Raw genomic sequence first — 22,413 nt, 5'->3', positions numbered from 1 at the left:
ACCACCAGAATGACCACCAATCAAAACTGATTAGAGCGGTCTCGTGCATTTGGTGATCGCTACTATTGTCACATCTATAAGGGCTGTCTGTTCTGTGCCAGAAACGGACACCCAATATGCCGTATTGTAATATTTGAATGACGTGATACACAATATTATTTTCAGGTTGTTAAAAATAATTCAATGGAGTTAAACTTTTTCTTCAGTCCATATATTTGGATAGTGACTCTTTATTTTTTCAATACGTATTGCTCCAGATAATTTGGAACAAGCATCAATGATCGCATTAAGCAAAGCCTCAAGTTTGGAGGTGTCATATTTACTTTCGATAAGCTTAACTTCTGATGTATCAAGATATCTTTTTGCGTAATACTCTTTAAACTCAAGTGCGCCTTGATACATCCCGGTCTCTTTTTTATAGTTAGTCCATCTAACAATGTATGAGTCATATTCACTATATGTTAAATCCAAGTAACACTCTATAGCGGCAGCAGTTCCATTAATATTGGATAAGGTTAGGCCGTCTGGGCCACAAGTAGGGAAACTTTCAAACTCCTTAAGATCCGGAAGACATATGCAACTCATATTATGAGGAAGCTTCATCTTTATGATTTTCTTGAAAGCTTCAACCCCTTCACTATCATTGTCGAGTACAAAAATGATTTGGTTCTGTACATCAATTTTTACTAATCCCTCAGCAAACTTTGATAATCCCCCAGTGCCGGGGAATGGATGGCCAGATGTTACATCGATGAAACGAAAAAATTCACAAACGCTAGGCTTAATTAGCTTAAATGCCTTTTGTAATATATGTGAGTCCGAGGAACCTTCAGTTGCTATGAGAAAAGAATTTTCACGGTTAATTTCAGTTTTTATTTGGTTAATGTGAACCCATCCGTTAGCGACTATTTCCCCATAGTCCCACTCGACATACTCACTAAGATTATGTTTGTTTTCACTTAAAAGTTTGATCATAGAGTATGGATGAAGTATGTTTATGACACTGAAAAACGCTGTTTTTTCTGACCAGTAAAAGTTGTTATAAGGATCATAGAGAGGAATTCTTTTTAAAATGTCGTTAGGGAATAACTTCAAAATGAAATTATCATTCTCTGTTTTTTTTGAATTATCAAAGTCGATATCTTTATCGTTTAACTCCCCCAGATCATAGCTCTTAAGTAAGCCCAGAAACTCATCAAAACTAAAAAGATTTTCTAAAGGTTCCCAATTATCGGGATAGGCTTCAATCATTTCGTTTCTTTGATAAACCTCATGCTTTACAAGATTTTCATATTCCGCACGAATAGCAGTAAGAGAAAAACCAAGTAACTCAACCCGTTCAGCTACTGCTGCAAGAGGCTTCCTGAGTACGGTCCACTGAAGGCGTCTTTCTTCATCAATTTCATCGGTTTCTTCCAGATCATAGCGTTCGTGCTGAGGTATCATTATGTGGTCGGTTGACTGGAACAATGCACCATGATCAACACCTAAGCTATTTTTACTCCAATCTAGCGTTGCACCTGAAACCTTAAGTGAAATTTCCGTGCCCATAATTCCTCTTTTAAACTGTTGGCAATCACTTAATTAAACCACCAGGAATATCATTTGTCATCAACTATGCTATGAAATTACAAGCGGTATAATGTCTTCAAAATTCAAAGTGAATATCAATCATTAGGAATTAATCCAAGGGCAGAACCAAGCGATCGGCTCGTTGCAGATTATCGCGCTGTAAGTTACGTATTGCACCATCGGAGGTGAGAACAATTATGAGCTTCCACTTTTTGCTCATAGCGGATCTGACAGCCAACAGGACTGGCCGCTTTGTGCCCGCAGTAGGCGTTGCTAACGGCGTAATGTGTCACTCAACGCGGAGCAGTCAAATTAATTAATAGACTTTGTCTCTTCCCTAAATTTGTTTGGTAAACACAGTCAATCAGTGGGTAGCATCATCTACATATTTGTAGACGGACTTCTGGCTTTCAGATGTTAACACGAGGGGCTTACTTGAGCACTTTGAGTCATTCTTCCATCTCGGCCAGATCCCGCACCCATCTCGTAGATAGTCGTTTTGGCTACAAGGCCAATCTCAATCTGCCTCAGCTCTTGGCGACGGATTGTGTTAAGAAATAGCAGAACTCCGTTTTTGATTAATTGAGACAGGTCGTTAAGGACACTCGATCCGGAGATTTGTTTTGTGCGCGAGCTACAGTGCTGCTGTCGCGTCCAGTTTACTAATAAGTTATTCTGCATTTCAAACTCCGTGGGCATTTGGTGAAGCAAGGTTTGCCACCAATATTTGGTGCTTTTCATTGGGTAACGGCGGAAATTCACAGGGACGTAGTAAGGTTTACCGAAGACTAATAGCAGCAGAAAAGGAGCGAGTATGGCGACGATAACGGTTTCTCCGGTTCATTTTGAGGACTACAGTGGTATCCAGTTCGAGCGCCTTGTTTTTGCATACCACCTGCGCGCGGGTTGGCATGATCTGATTTGGCACGGTCAATCAGGAGGTGATCAAGGGCGAGATATCTCGGGTATTGAACCATTTGATGACCAGCCAGCACGTAAGACCATCATCCAATGCGCGAACCGAGACACGTTGACACTGGCAAAAGCCAAGAGCGACATGAGTAAGTCGATTAAAGCAACTGGCAGTGTCCCAGACGTCTTTAAGTTCGTCTCTCGTGGTGCGGTCTCGGATGCTGGCAGAACGCGCATCGAGCAAGCAGCAGCTTCCCTAGGCGTCAGGCATGTAACGATATGGTCGGGCGTAGAGTTCGAAGAAAACTTGCGTCTTCGTGCTGAATATCTGCTGCACCGTTTTGTCCAGGGCGTCGAGTTTCCTGATGTTGAAGCTGATATTCAAAAATTCACGGATGATTTTCCCGACCTTTCCGACGCCGATGTTCTGCAACTGATGGCTTCCGTATTTGACCGGCCAGCATTTCGCACACCGTTTCAACAAGAAAGTTCTCTCCCTGCTTTTCAGAAGGCAATCGAAGATACCATTGGCGCACTAAATACAGGTTTGTGGAGAACGCGTGAGGGCGTCGAGATCAGGCGCATTCCTTCGATCCACCATCTCAAAAATCAACGCATCCAGACAGTGATGGGAAAAGTGGTTCGTCAGGTCGACCAACTGCGGCGCATCTTCGTAACTCGGCTTAAGGAAGGGGAAATCAGACCTTGTGGATGTGGTCAGCCCGATTGCCCCACGTTTACGCTCACGCAACGCGTGGCTGACGAGCTAGACGACGCGAGACAGAGAATCCTCACGACGTTTCAATCAGTGTATACTTCCTTCAGTGTGAGCCTTAGTTAGGCAATGAAAAATGGAACCTACAGCGTACTCATTCTTCTTGAAAGCCCAATATAATTTCTTAAGTATGCGAATGTGATGATGGCACTGACCCCGGAACAAATTCACTACCTCAACCAATATGCACCAGGCGAAGCTGTGTCACATGCATTGTCCGAGCTACTATTCATTGATCATGATCTTCTCGGTATCGATGCTAACGAACGGTCGATTACCTTTCGCTTTGCGATGTACCTCCAGCAATGTTTCCCCGGTTGGACTGTAGATTGCGAATACAACCGGGACAGCATTGAACCTAAACGGCTCAGACATTTGGAACTTTATCCAGACAGCGAAGACGTTGAGGCAAAGACAGTATTTCCAGATGTGATCGTGCATCGCCGAGGTACACGACAGAATCATTTGGTCTTGGAGTTCAAAAAATCAACGAGTCGCGTCGATAGAGAGATCGATCTACTAAAACTTCGAGGTTATAAGCAGCAGCTTGGTTACGAGCACGCTCTGTTTGTGGAGGTCGGCACCGAAGGGCAATCGATCATCACGGCGCTCGAGTGGGTCTGAGAGGTGATAGAAAGATAATTCATGATACGTATTCCATCATTCAACTCTCAGCACCTTGAGGCCGCCTGTCGCGTCCTTGCTGATACCGAACGTGGCTTGAGTGGGTCGCAGATCGAGCGACTGCTACAAGAAATTAAAGTTGCGGACACATCGCCAGGAATGACAAAGTGGAAACGTCTGTTTAATGCGCTCGCAGGTGCGCAGAACCAGTATCAGGTCGGCAACCATCTTATTATGTTCATTAACCGTGCGATGAACCCGGTTAATTACGCCCGTGATCCATCGGTGTTTGCCTGGCGACGTGATGAACTCAATGTTGTCCTGGCTTTTTCCGGTTTTTATATCCGTGAGGATGGTAAGGTCGCGAGCGCTGCTAAAGTAACGACTCTGGATTCTGCTCGAGCCCGCGCCGGGCGACTTAAGGCTGCACTCGAAAGCCGTGCTGTGCATGCGGAAGTTTTGAACTATTGCCGTGCCGAACTTCTGGACGAAAACTATTTTCATGCCGTCTTCGAGGCGACGAAGGGGGTTGCGGAACGTATTCGTCAGTTGTCCGGGTTGAGCGGTGATGGTGCTGACTTGGTGAACAAGGCATTTACCGGACAACAACCTGTTCTGACTTTGGGATCGCTCACCACCGACTCAGAAAAGAGCGAACAGAAAGGTTTTGCGAATCTACTGATTGGTCTATTCGGTGCTGTGCGCAATCCACTAGCCCATGCGCCTAAGAAGAATTGGCCCATGTCTGAACTGGATGCGCTGGACATCCTTACGTTGGTTTCGCTTATTCATCGCAAGCTGGATGGCACGCAGAAACAACTATAGCGGCACCATAGTGGAGTTGCATGAGCTACACAGTGTTGATCTTGCTGTACCATCATTATAAGAAAGCAATCCGAATTCTAAATTGATGATTATCTCTCAATAACCTTCATCTATCTATTTATATGACTTAATTTGCTGATATCTATTTTTTTAAGTAACATAGTGTGTCTTATCTCCGTCTGAAGAGCTGGTTGCAACAATCGTTAACAGGCCCCCCAGTTCCGAGACTGAACTCTTTTCCATTGGTGCACAAAAGCAAAAAGCCTGCTAGTAATCAGGCTGTTCAAATTTGGCTCTGTAATTGGGATTGCCTTATTCAGTTACAAGCTAATATATAAGCGAAACTTGAGTCACTTCTCTGTCAAGACCACCAAGATGAACACCAATCTCTTTTTCATTTAATCATAGTAAGGTTGCCTTCAATAACTGATTAGGGTCCGCAAATTATTCCGAATGACGTAGACCATATCACTCGTGGATAGCCCATATAAATGGGCTAGTTCTTCTACAGTATTTTCTATATCAGCTGGTTGTGAAGGCCTATTATCAATACGTGTGAATGGACCATCGGTTTCTGTTAGCACTCGCTCAATTGGAATAGACTGTATCATAGGAATATGTCTGGCATTGCTAATCATTTCCATATTAATAGAAAAATAGCATCCTAACTCTAATGCTCGCTTCGCCTCGTTCTTTGTTCCAGTGAACCAGTGGAGAACAATTTTCCCACGCCCTAAGGGTAAATATGCTTCAATGAAGTCTAGTACAATTTTGACCGCTCTGACGCTATGGACTGTAATGATCTTATCGCCAGCCTGAGCGCAACGTTGCAATATATGTTGAAATACTCGCTTTTGCGCATCGAGTGACTTGAAAAAGCGAGGACCAGCATCCAGTCCAACTTCACCAACATAGCGTGTCTCCGATAGGTAATGATCCCATAGTTCTAGTTCATTTTCATGGTTGGCTACCAATTGGGGATGTAACCCTAATGCTGCTCGGACATACTTCGTACGCTTTGCAATCTCGTGATTGCGAGGCCATGCGCGCGGTGTTGTCGTAACTGCCAATGTAAATATTCCAGCTTTCTCTGCATCTCTGACTGCTGAATAATGATCAGGGTAGAGATCAAGGTGACAGTGAAAATCGACAAGCCCTTTAGTTGCATTCATGTAAATATCCTTTTCAAGCTGGTCTTGTCGAAACACCGTCGATAAGTCGCGCAACTTCAGCAAGTCCGCGCTGATATACACCAGCTAGCTGGTCTAAATGCATTGCTTCATCCGCAAGCGAGCCAGGCTTGTGAATCAAGATACTTGCTAGTTGCGGATTATCTTTCAGACGAGCAATTGCATATTGAAATGATCTGACCTGTACTCCAGTTGCTTGGCGCGTGTCCAAGGGGTGAGCATGAAGATCTGCCACTGTATACACCGTTGGATCACTATCAGGTCCCCATGCTGCCATTAATGCTGCTCGGCGGATCAGGCATGGCAAACAATAGCCACACTGTTCAATGCCATGCCCCAACCAACGGGCCTTGGCCGGTGATGAGCACGATAGTGAATCTGATATCAGGCTTTTTAAAAGAGAAGGATTTTGGCAAGACGAAGCCATCTCCCCTTTAGTTTTGTTCCAATACGGATTTTGAATTTCGCCATTGATGCCAAGTATGGAAAGTAGTTCATTCCATCTCGCCATATAATATGGGTGCGTCGTGCGAGTACTGTTTGATCCCAATCGTAGTGGATCCAACGGTACATTTAGAGCAATCAATCCATTTTCAGGGACGCGCAAAACGAAATGGTTTCCTAGTCCGGTTCCTGCGAAAACACCGAGAGCAAAAAACAAGAAAGATCTGCCTCGAGTACTATTCTCTGAACTTACGCCTTCCACAAGTCCTTCCTCAAAGGACATACCAACTCGCAATCTCCCTAAAGATGATTTGACGTAATGTTTTTTTAAACCGGCAAACAGCTTAGTTTGTGCATCACTTGTTGCCCCCTCTCCGAAATGACTAACCAGAAGCGGTGTAGTTCCACTCTCTAACGAGTCGATAGCTCCAATTAAACTATCAAGTCCACCTGAGAATAAACTGACTGAATCAAATGGGTGAGCAATCAGGGTTGGTGGTGCTTCTTTGACGACAGTATTAAATCGCTCGGGGCGTGGCCTAAAATCGACCGTCCAGCGATCGCCGGTTAAAAAATCAAGAGAATTTTTGAGGGTTGGCGCTGCTGAATACCAACGAGAGGGATTACTCACAGGTACTATCAATCTTATCTCGCGTGTCCACGAATCCTGCGATTGCTCAACACGCGAGATTCGTGTGTCAGCAGCATGGACATGGGCTGCTAAAACCAACAGGTCAATGCCCATTTCTGTTGGGAATATGCCGATATTGTTAAGGCTGGACAGTGCATGACCAATTCCATAATCCAACGTTTGTTTGCTGGCGACGAGCTGTAGGGAAGTTATCTGTTCATCTAAGCCTGCTACAGGGTCAAATGAATCGTCATAACCGAAATGACCAACTAGGAGTTGTCGCATCATTGTTTATTAGCCTCTGCATCGCCAAGAGCCTGTAAAATTCTAAACGCAGACTCATAGATCGTATCCACGAATCCTTGAATTTGCTCTGGAGTAAGATGATTTGTCCCAATTTGAGCGCGTGCGAGTGCATCGCTTACTCCACCCCGGATGAAATCTCGCACCTGCTGCTCAACAAGATGTGCTGTATGCGCATTTATTGGCATCGTCACCGCTTTGGTTCCAATGTCATTACAAATGCGTGCTTCGATCGCGTGAGTAGCATATAGTTCGAAAACGGTTTGCATTTGATCTGGTGTAAATGTATTCAAATCAGTGAGACCTTCGTTAGCAAGTTCTACGATAGTCTCGATGTATGCTTCACGGGCAATGCCCTCATCAACAGTACCTGCTCCTGGGCAGATGAAATCAGCTAGCCCAATGAAAATTTCAGTGATTGGACGGCCTGCTAGCGATTCTAAATTCAGTGAGCGTAGCGCTTCGTTGACACCCCTTGTTTGTACCTCCGCTAGGAAACCGAGGAGCCGTGCCCCCGCCCCTCTGGAAGCTCCCATACGTTGTGCTGCCTGCCTAGCACCACCTGATGACGTTGAAACATACTTCGATATGGCCCGCCCGAGGCTTGCTCGATCTGAACCACCAGACCCTGCAAATCGTGTGAAGTTATTGCGCGCGTTTGAGAAACGTTGCGGATCAGCTGTACCTGGTATTGGTGGGCGATTTGGTGGAGTCAGGGGTTCAGGACGATCTATTGGCTGCTGGTCGTCTTGTCCTGGGCCATTGCCTTGCGGGGATGCCGGGGGGGCGTTATCCAACCATGATGGAATAAGTGGAGTCCCGCCGCCAGGCCCTCCATAAGCTGTTGATGTTCCCATTAATGTATTCCTTTGTGATTTTTAAGCGCTGCTTCGGCTGCGACTTTGAGGCTGGTATTAGTAGTTAGTTTGCTCCAATTCCCCAATAGTACAGTCAAACGCGCTAAACATTCGGTATCCTTTATAGCACTCTGCCAACCACTTACAGCCCAAGGACCACACTTATCATTTGGCAATGCCTCCAGAAAATCCATTAGCTGGCTCTGTAATTTTGGTTGTGCCTTTACAAGAACGCTCAAACCATCAATTCCTGCCGGTTTGATATCAAAAGTAGCTGTGCTCATTATTTTGCTACGAACTGCCTCGAAGACCTTTTCGGCTTCAGGTTGCACAAGTTGCTTCAACTCTGATTCGTAACTTTGAACCGCCATTTTGCCGCCGAACAATTTCTCGACCACCTCGGCTAAGTGGCCCAAAACTGATACCGGACCAAAATAATCTTTTTTATCTTTTGTTACAAACAAGTAGGGACGTAAGTCGAGACCTGATAACTTCGGTGGGAGCCGAGCCCAGTCACTTATCGTTTCTGAAGATTTCCATTCAGTCAAAACCGTACTATCAGGTGGCAATAATACTTCTGCGGCTTTTTTTTCTTTTGGTTTATCATCGTTTTTATTGGAAATCGTAAGAAACGTCTCTAATGCTTCAAGATCTTTGCAGTGTCCATCTGAATGTATCGCCGCAACAAACGCGATCTGTTCGAACAATCTTGGAATAAATCGCTCAGCAAGCATGAGTTTTGCTAGTACTGGCAGTTTGATATCATCGCCAAAACCTCGCGCTGTTGCGGTGCGGTCACGTAGCAAGAGGGTATTAAGAAAACGCTTGATTTGGCGAGGATTACCTTTTGTTCCGCTAGCCAAAATTGGTCCGATCTGATCACTCAGAATTAGTGCATTATTTGCTTTATCGGCTTGCGAGCCGAGAGTTATTTTTACCGTGGCAGCGTCCAATCCACCACTTGTCCACGGGCGTTTCAACTTTTCCCGCGCAACGATGATTAACTTTTCATAGTCTGGGTCATTCTCACCTATTTCAGCACCAGCAAGAAGTAATGTGACATAAATTCTCGTCTCTGTTTCGCCTAAAGCAGGGATCCGGAACGGGACCTGAATGAGTTTTTCAAGATAATTACGGGCATAGTCTCGTGGCCCAGTGCTGTCAGGCAGGTCAGGGAAGTGCTTACGCACTGAGTACTCAATCATAGCCTCGTCAGCAGCAACAACAAATGCTGTCCGCGAGGTAAATACAAATAGACGAATCGCTTCAAGAGTTTCAATGGCCGTATCAGGTAGACAACGATCAAGATCATCAACCAATACCACAAGTTGCTTGATACCAGCATCTTTCAGTAGTTGATCAAATGCTTTGCGAAATGTTTCCACTTCCATCGGTACATTTTTTGTTTCTCCCTCTTTCGTCACCGCCTTTATTTCATTGATAGTATTAGAGATATTTTCTTTCGTCATAAGTTTGACGGGATCTTCAGCCAAACCTTGCAGGGAGTTGATGATGGAGCCAATTTGCTCAGGTGTCGGAACACCGGTAAATGCGGTTAATGCCAGACCGCCGGCTCGCTTGGCAACCTTTAGCCAGTCGATACTACGGAATACGTCTTTAATAGCTCCTTCAACTTTTTTCAATGCAGGACGTTTCTCTACCAGACCTGAGACGATGCCTTCAATTAAGGCTATCTTTGCATCTTCAAATCCTTGGAAACGCCAACCATTGAACTTTAAGCATAAAACATCATCTTTGTCGGAGAAGCCCGACTCAATCATTTCGAGTACGCTCGACTTACCTGCACCCCAATCACCATGAACACCAATTGTTACTGGGTGATTGAGCTGCTCTCGAAGCAATCCAATAATGGTGGAGGCAATGGCCTCATTGTTTAGCAGATCGATTTTTGTTTCGTTGTCAGTTAGAATCATTATTTTTCCTAATAGTCGTTGCTATTCATCTTATTCAAATAAAATATTAATGAGCACATCATAGGGCTATCCCTAGTAGAGACGCAGATCTCTAATCTTGCACTGTTCTGATATTGAATCATGATCATAGTAGTGAAATTTCTTCAAAAGTAATGGTACTGCTGTGGGGGCTATGATGTATCTCCAATTCATTGATGCGAAGTTTCAGCGGCATTGGACATACCACACCGCTGAATATGCAGGTGCCAGTAGAAAGGGTGGGAATTGATTCCTCGGTGAGACGGTCAATATAAGAAACTGACTTCTCAATAGCGTATAAATCATTCTGGTTTATCAACCTATGGATGAAATAATTATGCGCCTGAGAAATAATAGTGGAGGAAATATCATTCGGTCTTTGACTCGATAGGGTTACAAATACACCGAATTTTCTCCCTTCCTTGATGATTTCTTCAAAAGTTTCAAGTCGATAATCTTTCCAGCTCTCGGTTTCACGAAAAGATGTATTAGACAGGATGTTATGTGCTTCATCAATGATGAGACTGAGAGTTGAGTAGGGGTCACCTGCTTTTTTATCAGCATAGGCCCATTTAGCGAGTAATAATGGAAGTGTTTTTTTCATGGTCAGATTGACCATATTCAGGTTGATGACTACAAAATTACTGTTGCCCCAAAAATCTCTATTCCCATTGGTATCAAAGACTTTTCTAATATCTTTTCTGTTTGCACTCATTCTATTTACTACTGGTGCTATGTGTTCAGGATTTGAGCGACCGGATAAGAATTCGAGGATTAGCTGCAAATACATGAATCCAAGCAAGGATTCTATAACATCATTTGGAAATTCATAGGATTCTGCGAGTCTGAACAGGTTTGAATGCTCCGTATCTTCAGGAGAGTCAAAAAAGCGACCTGTGTTGTTAAACCAAACTTTTCTACCGAAATGAAACTCTAGATCGGATGTCATATGCTCATGATCGTTAAAAATTGGTCGAAAAAGATCAAGAAGGGCATCACAACGTGTCTTATCGCTACCACACAAAGTTTCCCTGATCTTTTTCTTGAGTATATTTCTAAAAAAATCAATAGGGGCATCAGAGCGATGAACTGCCGATTTGAGTTCAAGTACTCGCCTTAAAAATGGTTTCTGGGTTTTGTCTGTTGCATCAGTAAGGACAGAAAGGATCTCATGTTCAAGTAATACACCTTCCGGCATAGGGATTTTATCCCCTTGATCATTATAAGTGCTAAGGTTATAGACAATTTTCTCCGAGGTTATGCATTCATCGGCACCATATTCACCATTGAAATCAAACAATATAAACTTACACTTGCTTTGAAAGCTCTCTTTTAGCATTTCAGACAATGCGGCATAACCGTGTTTGTACAGAGATGCCAGAGTGTTTGACTTTCCACTACCGGTATTACCGAAAATAGCAATGTGAGAATTTAATAAACCGCTAACAGGTAGGGTAATATCGATATCTTCAAGATCAGTACGGGCGAATGTGATAGCACAAGTTTGTGCTCTCACTATCTGATGAATGAGCTGAATTATCTCTTCGGTCACTATAAATGCTTCGTTTCCAATTAAGGGAAGTTCCCTTGTACCGACAGTAAAATGACCGTTCCGATCAACGTAACCCGACAAAGAGACAGTCAGGTAGCGGCGAAAACGTATGGACTCAGCACCGCTTCCTAATGGATTTTTCTCCTCAAGTATCTTTTCTGCCTCTATTTTACCGATTAGGCTCATGAATCCTTTCTTGATTTCGATAAATCCGCCAACGGATACGTTCTTAAGTACTTTTCCACGGAAAAAAAGATCGCTAAGGTTTTTATTTTTATCGACCAATATGCTTATTGTTCTTCCTGACACCTCACATACTTCACCGACACGGAGAACTGCCTCTTCATGAATAAATTCTTGTTCCACAGTTATCTCCTCAGAAAACAATTTATAATTTCGTTTACCTTAGTGAAATCTAATTCTTTACCTGGAGTGTAAACTATTTCCACATTAGAGTAGTCTCTGAATTTTTCCATAAATGCGATTCGAGAAATTTCATTATAGGAAAATATTATAACTTTAAGAGACATGTTTCTTAGCGCTTTTTTTGTTAACGTCTCTATGTGTTCATCTGCAAATGAGAAACCAAAAACTATAAGCAATGCTCCTTCCTTGTCTAATTCATTAGAATAACTTCTAAGAAGATCGTAATAGATATTTTCAAGAAGAGTTTCGCGAAATTTATCCTTTCTGGGAAGAATGAGTGCATGTGATAGCACCCAATTTCTTAGTTCTTCATGGGTAGCAAAAGCTACAGGTCTCAATGGGGGTACTTGGTAGTAAAAATCATTTTTATATTTAAGCCATGATAAAGAACCATGAAGCTTAATCAGGTTTATTGTCGGTAGCTCAACGCTATAGTTATAAAGGTTTCCAGTAGCATGAGTCGTATGGTAGAAGCTGGCTGGATCAAATAAATGTGCACCATACAAATTTCCTCGCCGACTAAACCCATCATTTAAGATAACGTTATAGCTTTTGACGGCAGCATCTTCGATAAACAGATCATAATTTGTGGTAAAGAGATTTATTCTCCTAGGTAATAGGCCAGTTCTTCTTTGGGTAAGAATCTTTTCAAGAGAGTGTAGGAAACTGGAGTAATAGGTGCGAGTGACAGTTACGTTATCTAACGTGGGTTGACTATGCGGTATACCTTGCTGAGTTCTATCGAGTAGAACGTCATTAGCTTCCCAAACTGAGGTTAGAAAATCGCCTGCTTGCTGAAAATAGGCTAAGTCATCTCCTGAACGCACGTGCTCTTCTAGTTGCGCTTCGATATCTCCTAGTATGCGGATAGCTGGTAGTGACGCTCCGGAGCCGATAAGAAAGTTGATGTTTGCTGACTGAAAAACACGCTCAAAATACTCTCGATCCCGATCCTGACCGTAGTATGCTCGTTGCATTGCCACAGTAAACGCTTCCTTAAGTTTAATTTTAGTGTGTAGATAGGAATTATCTTACCGTTACTGCACATAATTGCACCACTTTTACGAGCTGTCATCGAGAACTTTTTGGGACTAATTTTCTTCTTTTTGCTTCAGCTTTAGCTGGTAGCGTGTATCTCGGATCTTAAGAGATATGCAGATATAGCACTGTGCGATAATCAATAGAGGGCATGTGAACATCTAGTCTGAAAGCAAAACATGAACCGTATTTTTAATGCAAAACACTGCCTTTCCCAACAACATTTCACCGCAGCGAACTAAGGGGCGCTACACCCGCTATGCAGGGGCAAGTTTTTTCTCCTGTGCACTTTTCGTTCTCCGTATCTACTTCAGGTTAATCGTTTCCCAACACAACCCGTCCCGCAAGGGTAAATGGCACGCATGCTGCGCCCTTGCAGGACAGAACGATGCCGGGAAAGCGAACCGTCAGGCGATACGAAGACGAAAATCACACACTGACGGAGAAAAAACCATGACAATTTCCCTGCATTACCCCCGGACAAGCGCCCCTAACACCGCAGCGGCGACCAGCGTATCCCCGCTGGACCCGTCAGGCTCCTCAAAAACGAAATTTTCTAAAACCAGAAAGGATATTTATCAGACCGTTACCGACAACATCATTGCAGCGCTGGAAGCCGGTGTTAAACCCTGGTCCTGCCCGTGGCAGCGTGTATCCGGCATGTCTGGATTGCCATCTAATTACGCCACCGGCGTGGCCTACAGTGGCATGAATATCATGTTGCTGTGGAGCAGTGCATCAAAACAGGGGTTCAGCGATTCACGCTGGTTGACCTATAAACAGGCCCAGTCGGTAGGTGGACAGGTTCGCACGCGTGAACGTGGCACTACAGCCATTTTCTACACCACGCTGGAGAAGGAAAACGACGCCGGAGAAATCGACCATATCCCGATGCTGAAAACTTTCACCGTGTTTAACGTTCAGCAAATCGACGGCTTGCCTCTGACAAAGGTAACTGTCAGTCCGGAAGCGACATTTGCCCCGTTGCCGCAGGCTGAAAATCTGTTCAGGAAGAGCGGCGCAAACATCATTGAGAAAGGACAAAACGCCTTTTTCAGCCCATCAACTGATGAAGTCTGGTTACCGGAGCGCCATCTATTCGCTGATGCGGCTAACTTCTATGCTACCGGCCTGCATGAGCTTGTCCACTGGAGTGGGGGTAAAAAACGCCTGAACCGTGAAATGAAAGGGAAGTTTGGCAGTGCGGATTATGCAGAGGAAGAACTGGTGGCGGAGCTGGGAAGTGCTTTTCTGATGGCGGACCTGGGGATTGAGGGAGAGGTACAACATGAAAGCTACATTGCTTCCTGGCTGAAAGCTCTGAAAAACGACAGGCGCTATATTTTCAAAGCGGCCAGCGCCGCCTCTAAAGCGCATCGTTATCTGATGGATAAACTCTGAGGCCGGAGCCGGACAACCGCAAGGGAATGCGGTTACATGGTTTTTAACCGGCAACGCTGCAAGGCGCAGGCTGAGGCGGAACGCAGCACAGCGAGTACCGAACAGTCTGCGCCTCGCAGTGGAATAAATAATTTCTGGCCTGGCGGTATCGCCGCCAGGCCGGTGAGGCCACCATGTTGGCCTGTGTAAAAGCTTACGTATAGCTGTCTAATGACAGGCGTTTCAGTTCATCAAGGGTATAAATGCGAAACACCCGGCGGTGGCGTTCTTCCAGCGGGACGTGCTGATGGTTGATGATGACATGCCTGATGCTGTCAAACAGCAGTTCAAGTGCACGCTTCTTCTGTGGATCGGGTACAACATAAAAAACGTAAATCCACTGCTTGCGGGTACGGGCCAGCAGGTGGCTTGCCATGATCGACTGATAACGAGCTCGGGTTTTCAGGCGGCGCTCGGTTTCAATGGCAATAACGTTACCGTCAGGCAGGGTCAGTAACCCGTCCGGGCGATGTTTCACCTGATACTGGCTGATAAAAGTGGTCCGGTCGCCGTTAATCCATCCCGAAGCACCTTTTTTCTCCAGAATAAGTCTGGCGGCCTGATTATCAAGATGATGCTCCAGCGTCCAGCCGGTAATTCTGAACGGTTCAAACCTCGCGGGAAAGATTTTATCATCCGGGGTTAACACCACCGCCAGCCCGTCGCTGGTGATCCCCCATAATGAAATCTTCATTGTCCGTGATTCAAGCACATGCTTCTGGATTAACCCCATTTTCTCAGTTTTTGCCAGCAGCGAATAAAGCGATTTATGATCCCGGAAACCAAATAGCAGCATCAGCGTTTTGAAATCGCTGTAGGTTTCTTCTTTCAGGAAGTTCAGCAGTTGTTTTATTTTTTCTCTGTTGCGTGTCTGGCGCTCGTGATATGTCGAAATCAGCATAACCGCTCCTTAAAAATCCAGCGGGGACAGGTGTTCTCCCTCATCAGGTTGGGGCTCTGCCGGTTTGACTTCGCTTCCGTTGAAGAAAAGATCCGGGTACGTTGTCATTACATCCTGTATGGATGGTTTATCATCCTCGTCAAAATCCAGTGCGATTTTCACCGGTGCCGCCGATGCGGCAATATCAGGGGAAACCGAGAAGATTTTTAGCTGACGCTTTCTGACCTTTATCGGTGAAATCAGTGAAGCAGAAGGTAGCGTTTTTGTCGTAAAGATAAAGCTGACAAAATCGGGCAGGTTCAGGATCATATTGCTGTCAATAAAGAAACGTTCGGCCTGGCGGATTGTGCGCTCACTGTCGATCGTTTCCGTCAGCATATTATCCGTTTTCGCTTTACGGAGTTCATCATCCACCAGAATCGTGCCTGACATTCTCGCCACCCATTCCGCTGTATCCGGGTCCATAACCCGGTATACCAGCTTGAATTTTGCATTTTCAACAACCGCACCGACAACGGCGTCACCTTTCAAATCTGCCGGGCAGTCGTTTAAATCGGCGATGGACTGGTGGTCCATAATAATGTGTACGCCTTTATCCCGCGCCGCACCTAAACCTTCCAGCGCTGGTCTGGATAAATGGTATTTCAGCTCGGAAAGATAAATAGCAATGGGGCGGGGTACGTCTGTTACTCGATCGCGCTTTTCTGCCAGTTGGTAAAGGCGAACCAGCAGCATGCGCTGGGCGGTAATAATTTTGCTGTTTCGCATGGAGCCGACAACATAACAGCAGCCGCCCTCATCAAATATGTGCTTAAGCGAAAAGCCTTCTGGTGAGTTAATGGCATTGAGTATTGCCAGTTCCTCAATCTTGCCGAAAAATGCTTTGATTTTTTCGGCAACTCCCTGAACGTAATCACCGTTATAGACATCACGGATTGTTGCCGATGGATTATCACTGACAAATTGTGCGGCGATACGCGCGGCTTTTCGGTCATCAATGCGATAAAAATCCGATTCCTGCCCTTTTTCCGCCAGGCTGAAACCTGCTACGAACAATTCTTCCAGTTCATCGGGCGTGATATCTTCAATCAGATTTAACTGGTAGTGCTGTTTTCGCAGGTCAATTAAGGCAAAGGGTTTTCCTGCATCCTCGCAGGCTTTCCGGTAAAGGTGTGGTGCCCATTCATCGTCTTTGGGGTCCATAACAAACACTCCTTCACCGGCAATAATACTTTGATATAGCAATATCCCGGCAGCTACCCCTTTACCGGCTCCGGTGGTGCCGATAATATCCGCGTGCTGTTTCTGCCAGTCATTTAACGGGAGATACATTGGTTCGTTCTCCCTGTCCATGCCAGTAAAAATGCCTTTATTCAGGTCGATATAATCCAGCGGATCATAATGCAGTGTTTCCGGCAGCAGGGACTTTACGGTGCGGACATCGGTGCGCAATTCCCGTTCAAGGGTGGTTTTTTTAACAAGGCGTTTCTTTATTTTATCCAGTTCCGGCGTGAATACCCGGCGAAGTATAATATGAAAAATAATCCCGGTCACAGTGAAAGCAATCCGTGCTGACCAGGCTAGTACCGTATTATCACTGGTGAGTCTGGTCTTATACAGCCACTGGAAGGATCCGATAACTATCGGGGCCAGTGTGCCGGAGAGAAAACACAGCATTGAAAAAGCAATAATCATCTTTTGCCACAGCGGGGCTTTTTGCCGTTCATCGCTTTTCAACGAGGCGAAAAACGGCATCGTCAGCCCCGATAACAGCGCCAGCATCAGCTGATGCTGTTGCACAAAAGCCAGCACCGCCAGCATCCCATTCACTATCGGCGACAGTGAAACGGCCAGCTTATTCAAAATCACGATGCCTCCTTCGTCAGCAGTTCGCCCCATGACATCGCCCCATCAGTTCGCCCCACGGTGTCGGGCGAAAAGACGGGGCGAGCGTATGGGGTAAAGAAGGTGGCCGCTGTGCGGCCATGTGCAGGAAAGCATGCTTCCCTGCACGAAACGGCGTGCGCCGGTACATGCGGGCTGGACGCCCTTATTGCTCGGTGCATGGGGGTAATGTCGCGGCTGGACGCCACGCCAAAACCCCCAGGGTCAAAGGCGGCACACCGTCGTCCGCTACGCGCGACCACCCTCTTTAAGACGGTCGCTTTCGCCTTTTTCTTCCCTTTGCTCGTTCCTCGCAGCGGGAATAAAAGGGAAGCTGACCTTTAAAGAGGGTGGTCGCGCCACGCTACCGGCTTTGGGCCGGAGACTTAGCTGCGACGGTGTGCGGGGCTGCGCCCCCCGGGTAAACCGCTGTCGTGGGCGACAGCTTTTCGCTCGCTGGGGCGGCGAAATTTATCCGGCTCCCCCCGGCCTGCAAAATCCGCGTGGGCGCGGCTGTTTGCAGGTGAGGTGCGGTGCCTGAATTATTTTCGCTCCTTAACCCGCGAAAATATTTCTGTCCGCAGCCTCATTTTTACGGCCCCTGTTTCTTCGCTTCTTAATCCGCGAAAAATAGAAGCCGTAAAAACCTGAAAACCGTCATGCTCTGTGCCCGTCTCGCCAGTATTAACCACGAATGCGGCCATATTTACTGATGATCTGACTGATAGCCGCAGGGTCTGCCAAATCACATTCACTTAAAAATGATTGTCTGGCATCGGCCGTATGGTCAGGAAGAAAGCCGTGTTTATTCTTTATCACGATATTAAAGAATGCACGTTCAGCGGAATGACATTCACTGCCGCCGCCATTTCCGGTTGCTTTACCGTACATACATAACACCACCTCGCAGGCATCAGCAGCCAGTACAGATGTTGAACATGATGCAATAACGCAGAACAATAATACGGAGGATATTGCTTTTTTCATTTCAGTTACCATTATGATTAATTAAAGGTTGCGTTTTTTGGCTAATGTTATTTGTCGGGGTTATTTTCTGAATGTCTCTTTCGTGCTGTTTAAATGAACTGGCTTAAAGTAAATATCACTCATCCGGCGCACATCGCCGTGTATATCAATGCTGACGATGACATCAATGCTTTTAAGTACCTTGCGTAACAACACATCAAAAGGAATGTTCCGGCAGTCGGGGTTTTCATAGCAGCGGTCAATGATCCCTTCAATACATTCTGCCGGACAGCCCGCATGCAGGGAGGTGATTAACCCCTCATGCCCGGAGCCGACAATTTTCAGCGCGTCCCACGCTTCCCGCCCACGAATTTCCGCCAGTAATATCCGGTCAGGGTTCATACGATAATTAGCACGGATCAGCCTGCCGGGCGTGACAATAGCATTATCCCCGGCATCCGCCGGGTAAAAAAGATGAACATAATTGCTGTGGTGATAAAAACGGATTTCGGGATTATCCTCAATCGTTACCAGACGGAGATGCAGCGGAATATAATGCAGCAGCGTTTTCATATAGGTGGTTTTGCCGGAGCCGGTTTCACCCACAATAAAAATCGTTTTGCCGTATTCCACCGCCTTTTCCATAAAGTGGGGAATATCCCCGCTGTGATATAACCGGATTAGTGCATTATCCTGACTTTCCGTTTTTTCCTGACCGGCCACGCGCTGATAAAATCCCGCATCAATCCATGACTGATGTGTTTTCTGCTCAAACGAGGGTTTGCGCAGCGTAATGGACACCGTATTACGTTCACAGGCCGGAGGAATAATCGCCTGAATACGTTCGCCAGATCCTAATGTTGCAGAAAGGATGGGTGATGTATCGTCAATATTATCGTCATGCCAGGACGCCAGCGCTCTGGCAAAAGCATGGCACTGACGCAACGTGATGGGGGATGCCTGTTTTTGCCATTTTCCCCGAATTTTTGTATGCAGCTCACCCGGCCGGTTAACAGCAATTTCTGTCAGGCCATCCTGAGCAAGAAAGTCGCCAAACAGCCGGTTTTTCATAAAATCCAGTGACAGGTTTTCAGCGTTCATACCATTTCTTTTTCAGCCGTAGTTGATAAACAGAGGAAAAATCAATATCCGTACCGGTCATGATGCCGATCACATCGCCCTGGTTCAGGTACATCGTGGGCGGGATATTGATGCTGTTTTCCAGCGTCGTTTTCGCCATTTCCGCCGTGGCGGCGCGGGTGTTTTCGGTATAGTCGGTATTGCGGTCTTTACCCGGCGCGGCATCTGATGCCGCTGCCGCCACGTCCTGCACGGTACTGAGCATCAGGGCGTTGCCGAAACGCGCCCAGAAATGGCTGTCGATCCAGCCCGCGATCCCTGCCTCGCCGAGCGGGCCGGTGGCCTGCGTATCGGTGAGCGGGATTTGCAGGCTGCCGGGCTCCGGCGTGCGCAGCTCCGTCCACAGCACAAACATCCGGCTGCGCCCGTGTTGCAGTGCGCCGGTGCGGTAGACGCCACGGGCGACTGTTCCGGCCGGGATCAGCTTCACATGGTTGCTGGCGCTCCAGACATCCTCCCCAATCAGGCAGGAGATATGACCGCCAACATCGGATACGAAGCGCCGCATCATCGAACACGGAATATAACGATCCACCGGGATATAGAGATCGGGATCGAGGCCCAGCCGCCTGACACCAGTGACACTGGCAACGCCCGGATTGTCGTTGTTATTGCTGCCTGCCGGTGCTGTCGTATCCGGGCAGCGCAGACGTCCATCTTCGCCACTGACCAGTACAGACTGACAGGATGTGTACGCCGTGGAGGCTGACGGGCTGCCCGACGTTCCCGCGTTGTTGCGCGATCCGCTTCGGGACGTGCGTGTATCGTCGCCTGACCCTGTACTGTCGCTGTTCAGCCCGTCTGCCAGTGCTGCCGCCTTGTTCAGGGCGGGCGGCCCGGGCGGCAGAGCTGGAGTGGCCGGGGCGCTCTGACTGGCAGGGTCTGTGCTTTCCTGCCTCCCAGGCCCGAACAGGCCAAACGGGTTACTGTCCAGACCCAGATTCTTACGCTCATGCTGCACCGTACCGGAGGAGGGCGGCGCGGTGCCAGATTCTTTCTCATCACCCGTTTTCAGGGCGCTGAGAAGACGATCGCCACCGGATGCCAGCGCGATGACCAGGACCAGACTCAGCAGGCTGACGATCAGCATGCGGCGACCTGAAGCTTTACGGAAACGGGTCACTTCCGGCTGACCGGGCGGCGTTTTCTGCTCCGGCTCCTGATATGCCATTGCCGCGTGGGCGCGTTCACGGGCTTCCGCTTCCCGTTCTGCGGTGGTTTTTTCCGGTTCGTCCGGGAAAGATTTGTCGGTCATTTTGCCTCCAGCGTAACGGACGGCGAAACGGTGTCACTGTTGGTCAGCGGGATACGCCCGGATCCGTCGTTTTCGATCCCCACCACCGAGGTGCCGTAACGCAGAACCAGTTGCGGCGATGCCGGAACCGCCATCACGGTGTAGTTGCCCTGTTTAATGGTTCGGGGCGTGACCGCCTGCTCCAGGCCGTTCACCACCCGGAAAACGGATGGCAGGGTTTTCGCAGGAGAAAAACCGATATACGCAAAACGACCGTCATCCCAGGTAAAGTCCGGGGCGATGGAGGCTGAGCCAGCTGCCACCCGTTTTGTATAGCGCCAGTTGCGCGGCGTGGTGGCCTGCCCGAATGCCGCCGCTATCCGCTGCCGGTCCAGTGCTTCCTGCTGATGTTGCTGACGGGCGGCGCTGGCGGCGGCAGACTTTTTTCGCAGTTCGTCGGGATAGCGGTAGCGGATAACAAAGGCCTGGGCGGGCGAGTCTTTATCCAGCACGTTCAGTTCCAGGCTGTAATCGCGCTTCGAGGTCACCACGAACAGATTGGTTTTCCAGTCTTTTGCCGTCGGCAGAAACACCTGGCTGACGTTGTTGCCGCTGGCGTCCGTGACCGGCTGGGTAATCGGGTTCGGGCTGACGCCCACCCGGTTGTCGCTTTTCGTCACGGTCCAGCCTTTGGGGAAACCCGCCTGCGCATCGATAACGGTTTCACCGTCATCAAACACCAGCATGGTGACGTAGCCGGGGCGGGTACTGACGACCGTGGCGTTCTGGCTGTTGTACGTGACGTTCTGCATCCGGCTGTCATACGCGCTGCCGCGCGGTGTCGCTGCGCCCCATGCCAGGCATGACACCATTAAGCCAGAGAGGAGCAGGGGATGTTTCAGCATCATTCCCCCCCCAGCTCTTTATCGCGCTGGTAGCTGGTGACGATAAAGCCCAGCGGGTTCACTTCGCGCTGGCTGTCGGTCAGTTGCCGGTGCGGGACGTAGCGGTAAGTGAGGCGGATATTCCACACATCCGTTTTCACGGAATTATCAGCAACACGACGGATTGTGCGCTTAATACGCAGTGTTGCCAGATTATCCGGCCCGGTGGCAGGCGCATGCACATTGGAAATAATGGCGATATAAACGACATATTCCGCCTTATTAAAAATCACGTCCGGTGCCTGGTCGCCGTTAAACCCGTCCAGATAGTCCCGGTTCACGCTGTCGCTGTTAAATAACTGCACGTCGTCATAATCACGCTGGAGGGAGAAATAATTATATCCCTCGCGAAGTCTGACATAGTGTGCTGCCAGTGAATGTGCCAGCGCTTTTTCAGCAGCAATATCCCGCTCCTTCACGCGGGTCATATATTCATAGCGCCCGGTCTGTTTATCCACTGACCATAATTCAGTGTCGGAGGTTTTCAGCGGCAGCAGAATAATAATGGCCGCAATCGCCATTGCGGCCAGAACCAGTCCGGCAGCGGCCACCCGCCAGGCGGTTTTTCGGGAACGTTCTTCCTTTTCCAGCAGTATGGATTCAAAAGAGCGGGAAACATTAACAATGTTCTGAATATCAGACATGGTGAGTCAGCTCCTGAATGATGGCGGGGGAATTCACTGGCTCGGGTTCGCCGGATACCGGTGGGAGGTCGCCCTGATGCCGTGCGCAGCCCGTGAGCGCGCACAGCATCAGAAGGATGATGCTGAATTTCATGGAAGCCCCTTATCGTATGGATGCAG

Annotated in this window: 19 protein-coding genes; 4 read left to right on the top strand and 15 right to left on the bottom strand. The window is 47.4% G+C overall.

Annotated elements, in window-relative coordinates; genetic code table 11:
* Positions 1–189: 189 nt before the first annotated feature.
* Positions 190–1,551 carry a HEPN/Toprim-associated domain-containing protein gene (locus FHW04_RS11625; protein ID WP_003036316.1) on the bottom strand — a complete coding sequence of 454 codons (1,362 nt, stop codon included), beginning with the start codon at positions 1,549–1,551 and terminating at the stop codon, positions 190–192.
* An 835-nt stretch (positions 1,552–2,386) separates the two neighbouring features.
* Between FHW04_RS11625 and FHW04_RS11620 the strand changes: the two genes are divergently transcribed.
* The 3 genes from FHW04_RS11620 to FHW04_RS11610 all read left to right on the top strand — a co-directional run bounded on the left by FHW04_RS11620 (position 2,387) and on the right by FHW04_RS11610 (position 4,708).
* Positions 2,387–3,325, top strand: coding sequence for a hypothetical protein (locus tag FHW04_RS11620; protein ID WP_003036321.1), 939 nt, complete (start codon positions 2,387–2,389; stop codon positions 3,323–3,325).
* Between the two features lie 78 nt (positions 3,326–3,403).
* Positions 3,404–3,883, top strand: a complete 480-nt coding sequence (locus FHW04_RS11615) for a hypothetical protein (RefSeq protein WP_031617716.1) — start codon at positions 3,404–3,406, stop codon at positions 3,881–3,883.
* Positions 3,884–3,904: 21 nt separating this feature from the next.
* Positions 3,905–4,708 (top strand): TIGR02391 family protein, encoded by an 804-nt coding sequence (locus FHW04_RS11610; RefSeq protein WP_003036327.1) that lies wholly within the window; start codon positions 3,905–3,907, stop codon positions 4,706–4,708.
* A 419-nt stretch (positions 4,709–5,127) separates the two neighbouring features.
* Here FHW04_RS11610 and qatD read toward each other — a convergent pair whose 3' ends face one another.
* From qatD to FHW04_RS11580, 6 genes are all read right to left on the bottom strand, one after another.
* Positions 5,128–5,880 (bottom strand): Qat anti-phage system TatD family nuclease QatD, encoded by a 753-nt coding sequence (gene qatD / locus FHW04_RS11605; RefSeq protein ID WP_003036330.1) that lies wholly within the window; start codon positions 5,878–5,880, stop codon positions 5,128–5,130.
* A 13-nt stretch (positions 5,881–5,893) separates the two neighbouring features.
* The gene (qatC, locus tag FHW04_RS11600) at positions 5,894–7,261 is read right to left on the bottom strand and encodes a Qat anti-phage system QueC-like protein QatC (RefSeq protein ID WP_003036334.1); all 1,368 of its coding nucleotides are present in this window, start codon (positions 7,259–7,261) and stop codon (positions 5,894–5,896) included.
* Positions 7,258–8,133 carry a Qat anti-phage system associated protein QatB gene (gene qatB, locus FHW04_RS11595; protein WP_023337495.1) on the bottom strand — a complete coding sequence of 292 codons (876 nt, stop codon included), beginning with the start codon at positions 8,131–8,133 and terminating at the stop codon, positions 7,258–7,260. Before qatB ends, qatC begins: the two co-directional genes overlap by 4 nt.
* Complete coding sequence (gene qatA, locus FHW04_RS11590; protein ID WP_003036342.1) at positions 8,133–10,067, bottom strand: Qat anti-phage system ATPase QatA; 1,935 nt, start codon at positions 10,065–10,067, stop codon at positions 8,133–8,135. The genes qatB and qatA overlap by 1 nt, the downstream gene beginning before the upstream one ends.
* A 124-nt stretch (positions 10,068–10,191) precedes the next feature.
* Positions 10,192–12,003 (bottom strand): ATP-binding protein, encoded by a 1,812-nt coding sequence (locus FHW04_RS11585; RefSeq protein WP_003036345.1) that lies wholly within the window; start codon positions 12,001–12,003, stop codon positions 10,192–10,194.
* 2 nt (positions 12,004–12,005) lie between these two features.
* On the bottom strand, positions 12,006–13,040 hold the full coding sequence (locus tag FHW04_RS11580; RefSeq protein ID WP_003036348.1) for an SIR2 family protein: 1,035 nt from the start codon (positions 13,038–13,040) through the stop codon (positions 12,006–12,008).
* A gap of 514 nt (positions 13,041–13,554) precedes the next feature.
* Between FHW04_RS11580 and FHW04_RS11575 the strand changes: the two genes are divergently transcribed.
* Positions 13,555–14,502 carry an ArdC family protein gene (locus tag FHW04_RS11575; RefSeq protein WP_003036351.1) on the top strand — a complete coding sequence of 316 codons (948 nt, stop codon included), beginning with the start codon at positions 13,555–13,557 and terminating at the stop codon, positions 14,500–14,502.
* A gap of 193 nt (positions 14,503–14,695) precedes the next feature.
* On the opposite strand, the gene mobC is transcribed toward FHW04_RS11575, so the two are convergent.
* The 8 genes from mobC to FHW04_RS11535 form a co-directional block, all read right to left on the bottom strand.
* Entirely contained in the window at positions 14,696–15,442 is a 747-nt protein-coding gene (gene mobC, locus FHW04_RS11570; protein WP_003036354.1) for a MobC family replication-relaxation protein, read from the bottom strand.
* 9 nt (positions 15,443–15,451) lie between these two features.
* Positions 15,452–17,311: a type IV secretory system conjugative DNA transfer family protein gene (locus FHW04_RS11565; protein WP_023337491.1), complete on the bottom strand. Its 1,860-nt coding sequence runs from the start codon at positions 17,309–17,311 to the stop codon at positions 15,452–15,454.
* A gap of 699 nt (positions 17,312–18,010) precedes the next feature.
* On the bottom strand, positions 18,011–18,313 hold the full coding sequence (locus FHW04_RS11560) for a TrbM/KikA/MpfK family conjugal transfer protein (RefSeq protein WP_003036360.1): 303 nt from the start codon (positions 18,311–18,313) through the stop codon (positions 18,011–18,013).
* Positions 18,314–18,373: 60 nt separating this feature from the next.
* Positions 18,374–19,393, bottom strand: a complete 1,020-nt coding sequence (gene virB11 / locus FHW04_RS11555; RefSeq protein ID WP_003036362.1) for a P-type DNA transfer ATPase VirB11 — start codon at positions 19,391–19,393, stop codon at positions 18,374–18,376.
* Positions 19,383–20,687 (bottom strand): VirB10/TraB/TrbI family type IV secretion system protein, encoded by a 1,305-nt coding sequence (virB10, locus tag FHW04_RS11550; RefSeq protein ID WP_003036367.1) that lies wholly within the window; start codon positions 20,685–20,687, stop codon positions 19,383–19,385. Before virB10 ends, virB11 begins: the two co-directional genes overlap by 11 nt.
* On the bottom strand, positions 20,684–21,574 hold the full coding sequence (gene virB9, locus FHW04_RS11545; RefSeq protein ID WP_003036368.1) for a P-type conjugative transfer protein VirB9: 891 nt from the start codon (positions 21,572–21,574) through the stop codon (positions 20,684–20,686). The genes virB10 and virB9 overlap by 4 nt, the downstream gene beginning before the upstream one ends.
* Positions 21,571–22,254 (bottom strand): virB8 family protein, encoded by a 684-nt coding sequence (locus FHW04_RS11540; RefSeq protein WP_003036371.1) that lies wholly within the window; start codon positions 22,252–22,254, stop codon positions 21,571–21,573. Before FHW04_RS11540 ends, virB9 begins: the two co-directional genes overlap by 4 nt.
* The gene (locus FHW04_RS11535) at positions 22,247–22,387 is read right to left on the bottom strand and encodes a hypothetical protein (protein ID WP_020078407.1); all 141 of its coding nucleotides are present in this window, start codon (positions 22,385–22,387) and stop codon (positions 22,247–22,249) included. Before FHW04_RS11535 ends, FHW04_RS11540 begins: the two co-directional genes overlap by 8 nt.
* Positions 22,388–22,413: the final 26 nt, after the last annotated feature.

The organism is Pantoea sp. AN62, assembly GCF_050432985.1.
GTDB lineage: Bacteria > Pseudomonadota > Gammaproteobacteria > Enterobacterales > Enterobacteriaceae > Pantoea > Pantoea brenneri.
This window is presented reverse-complemented; position numbering and strand designations above follow the sequence as displayed.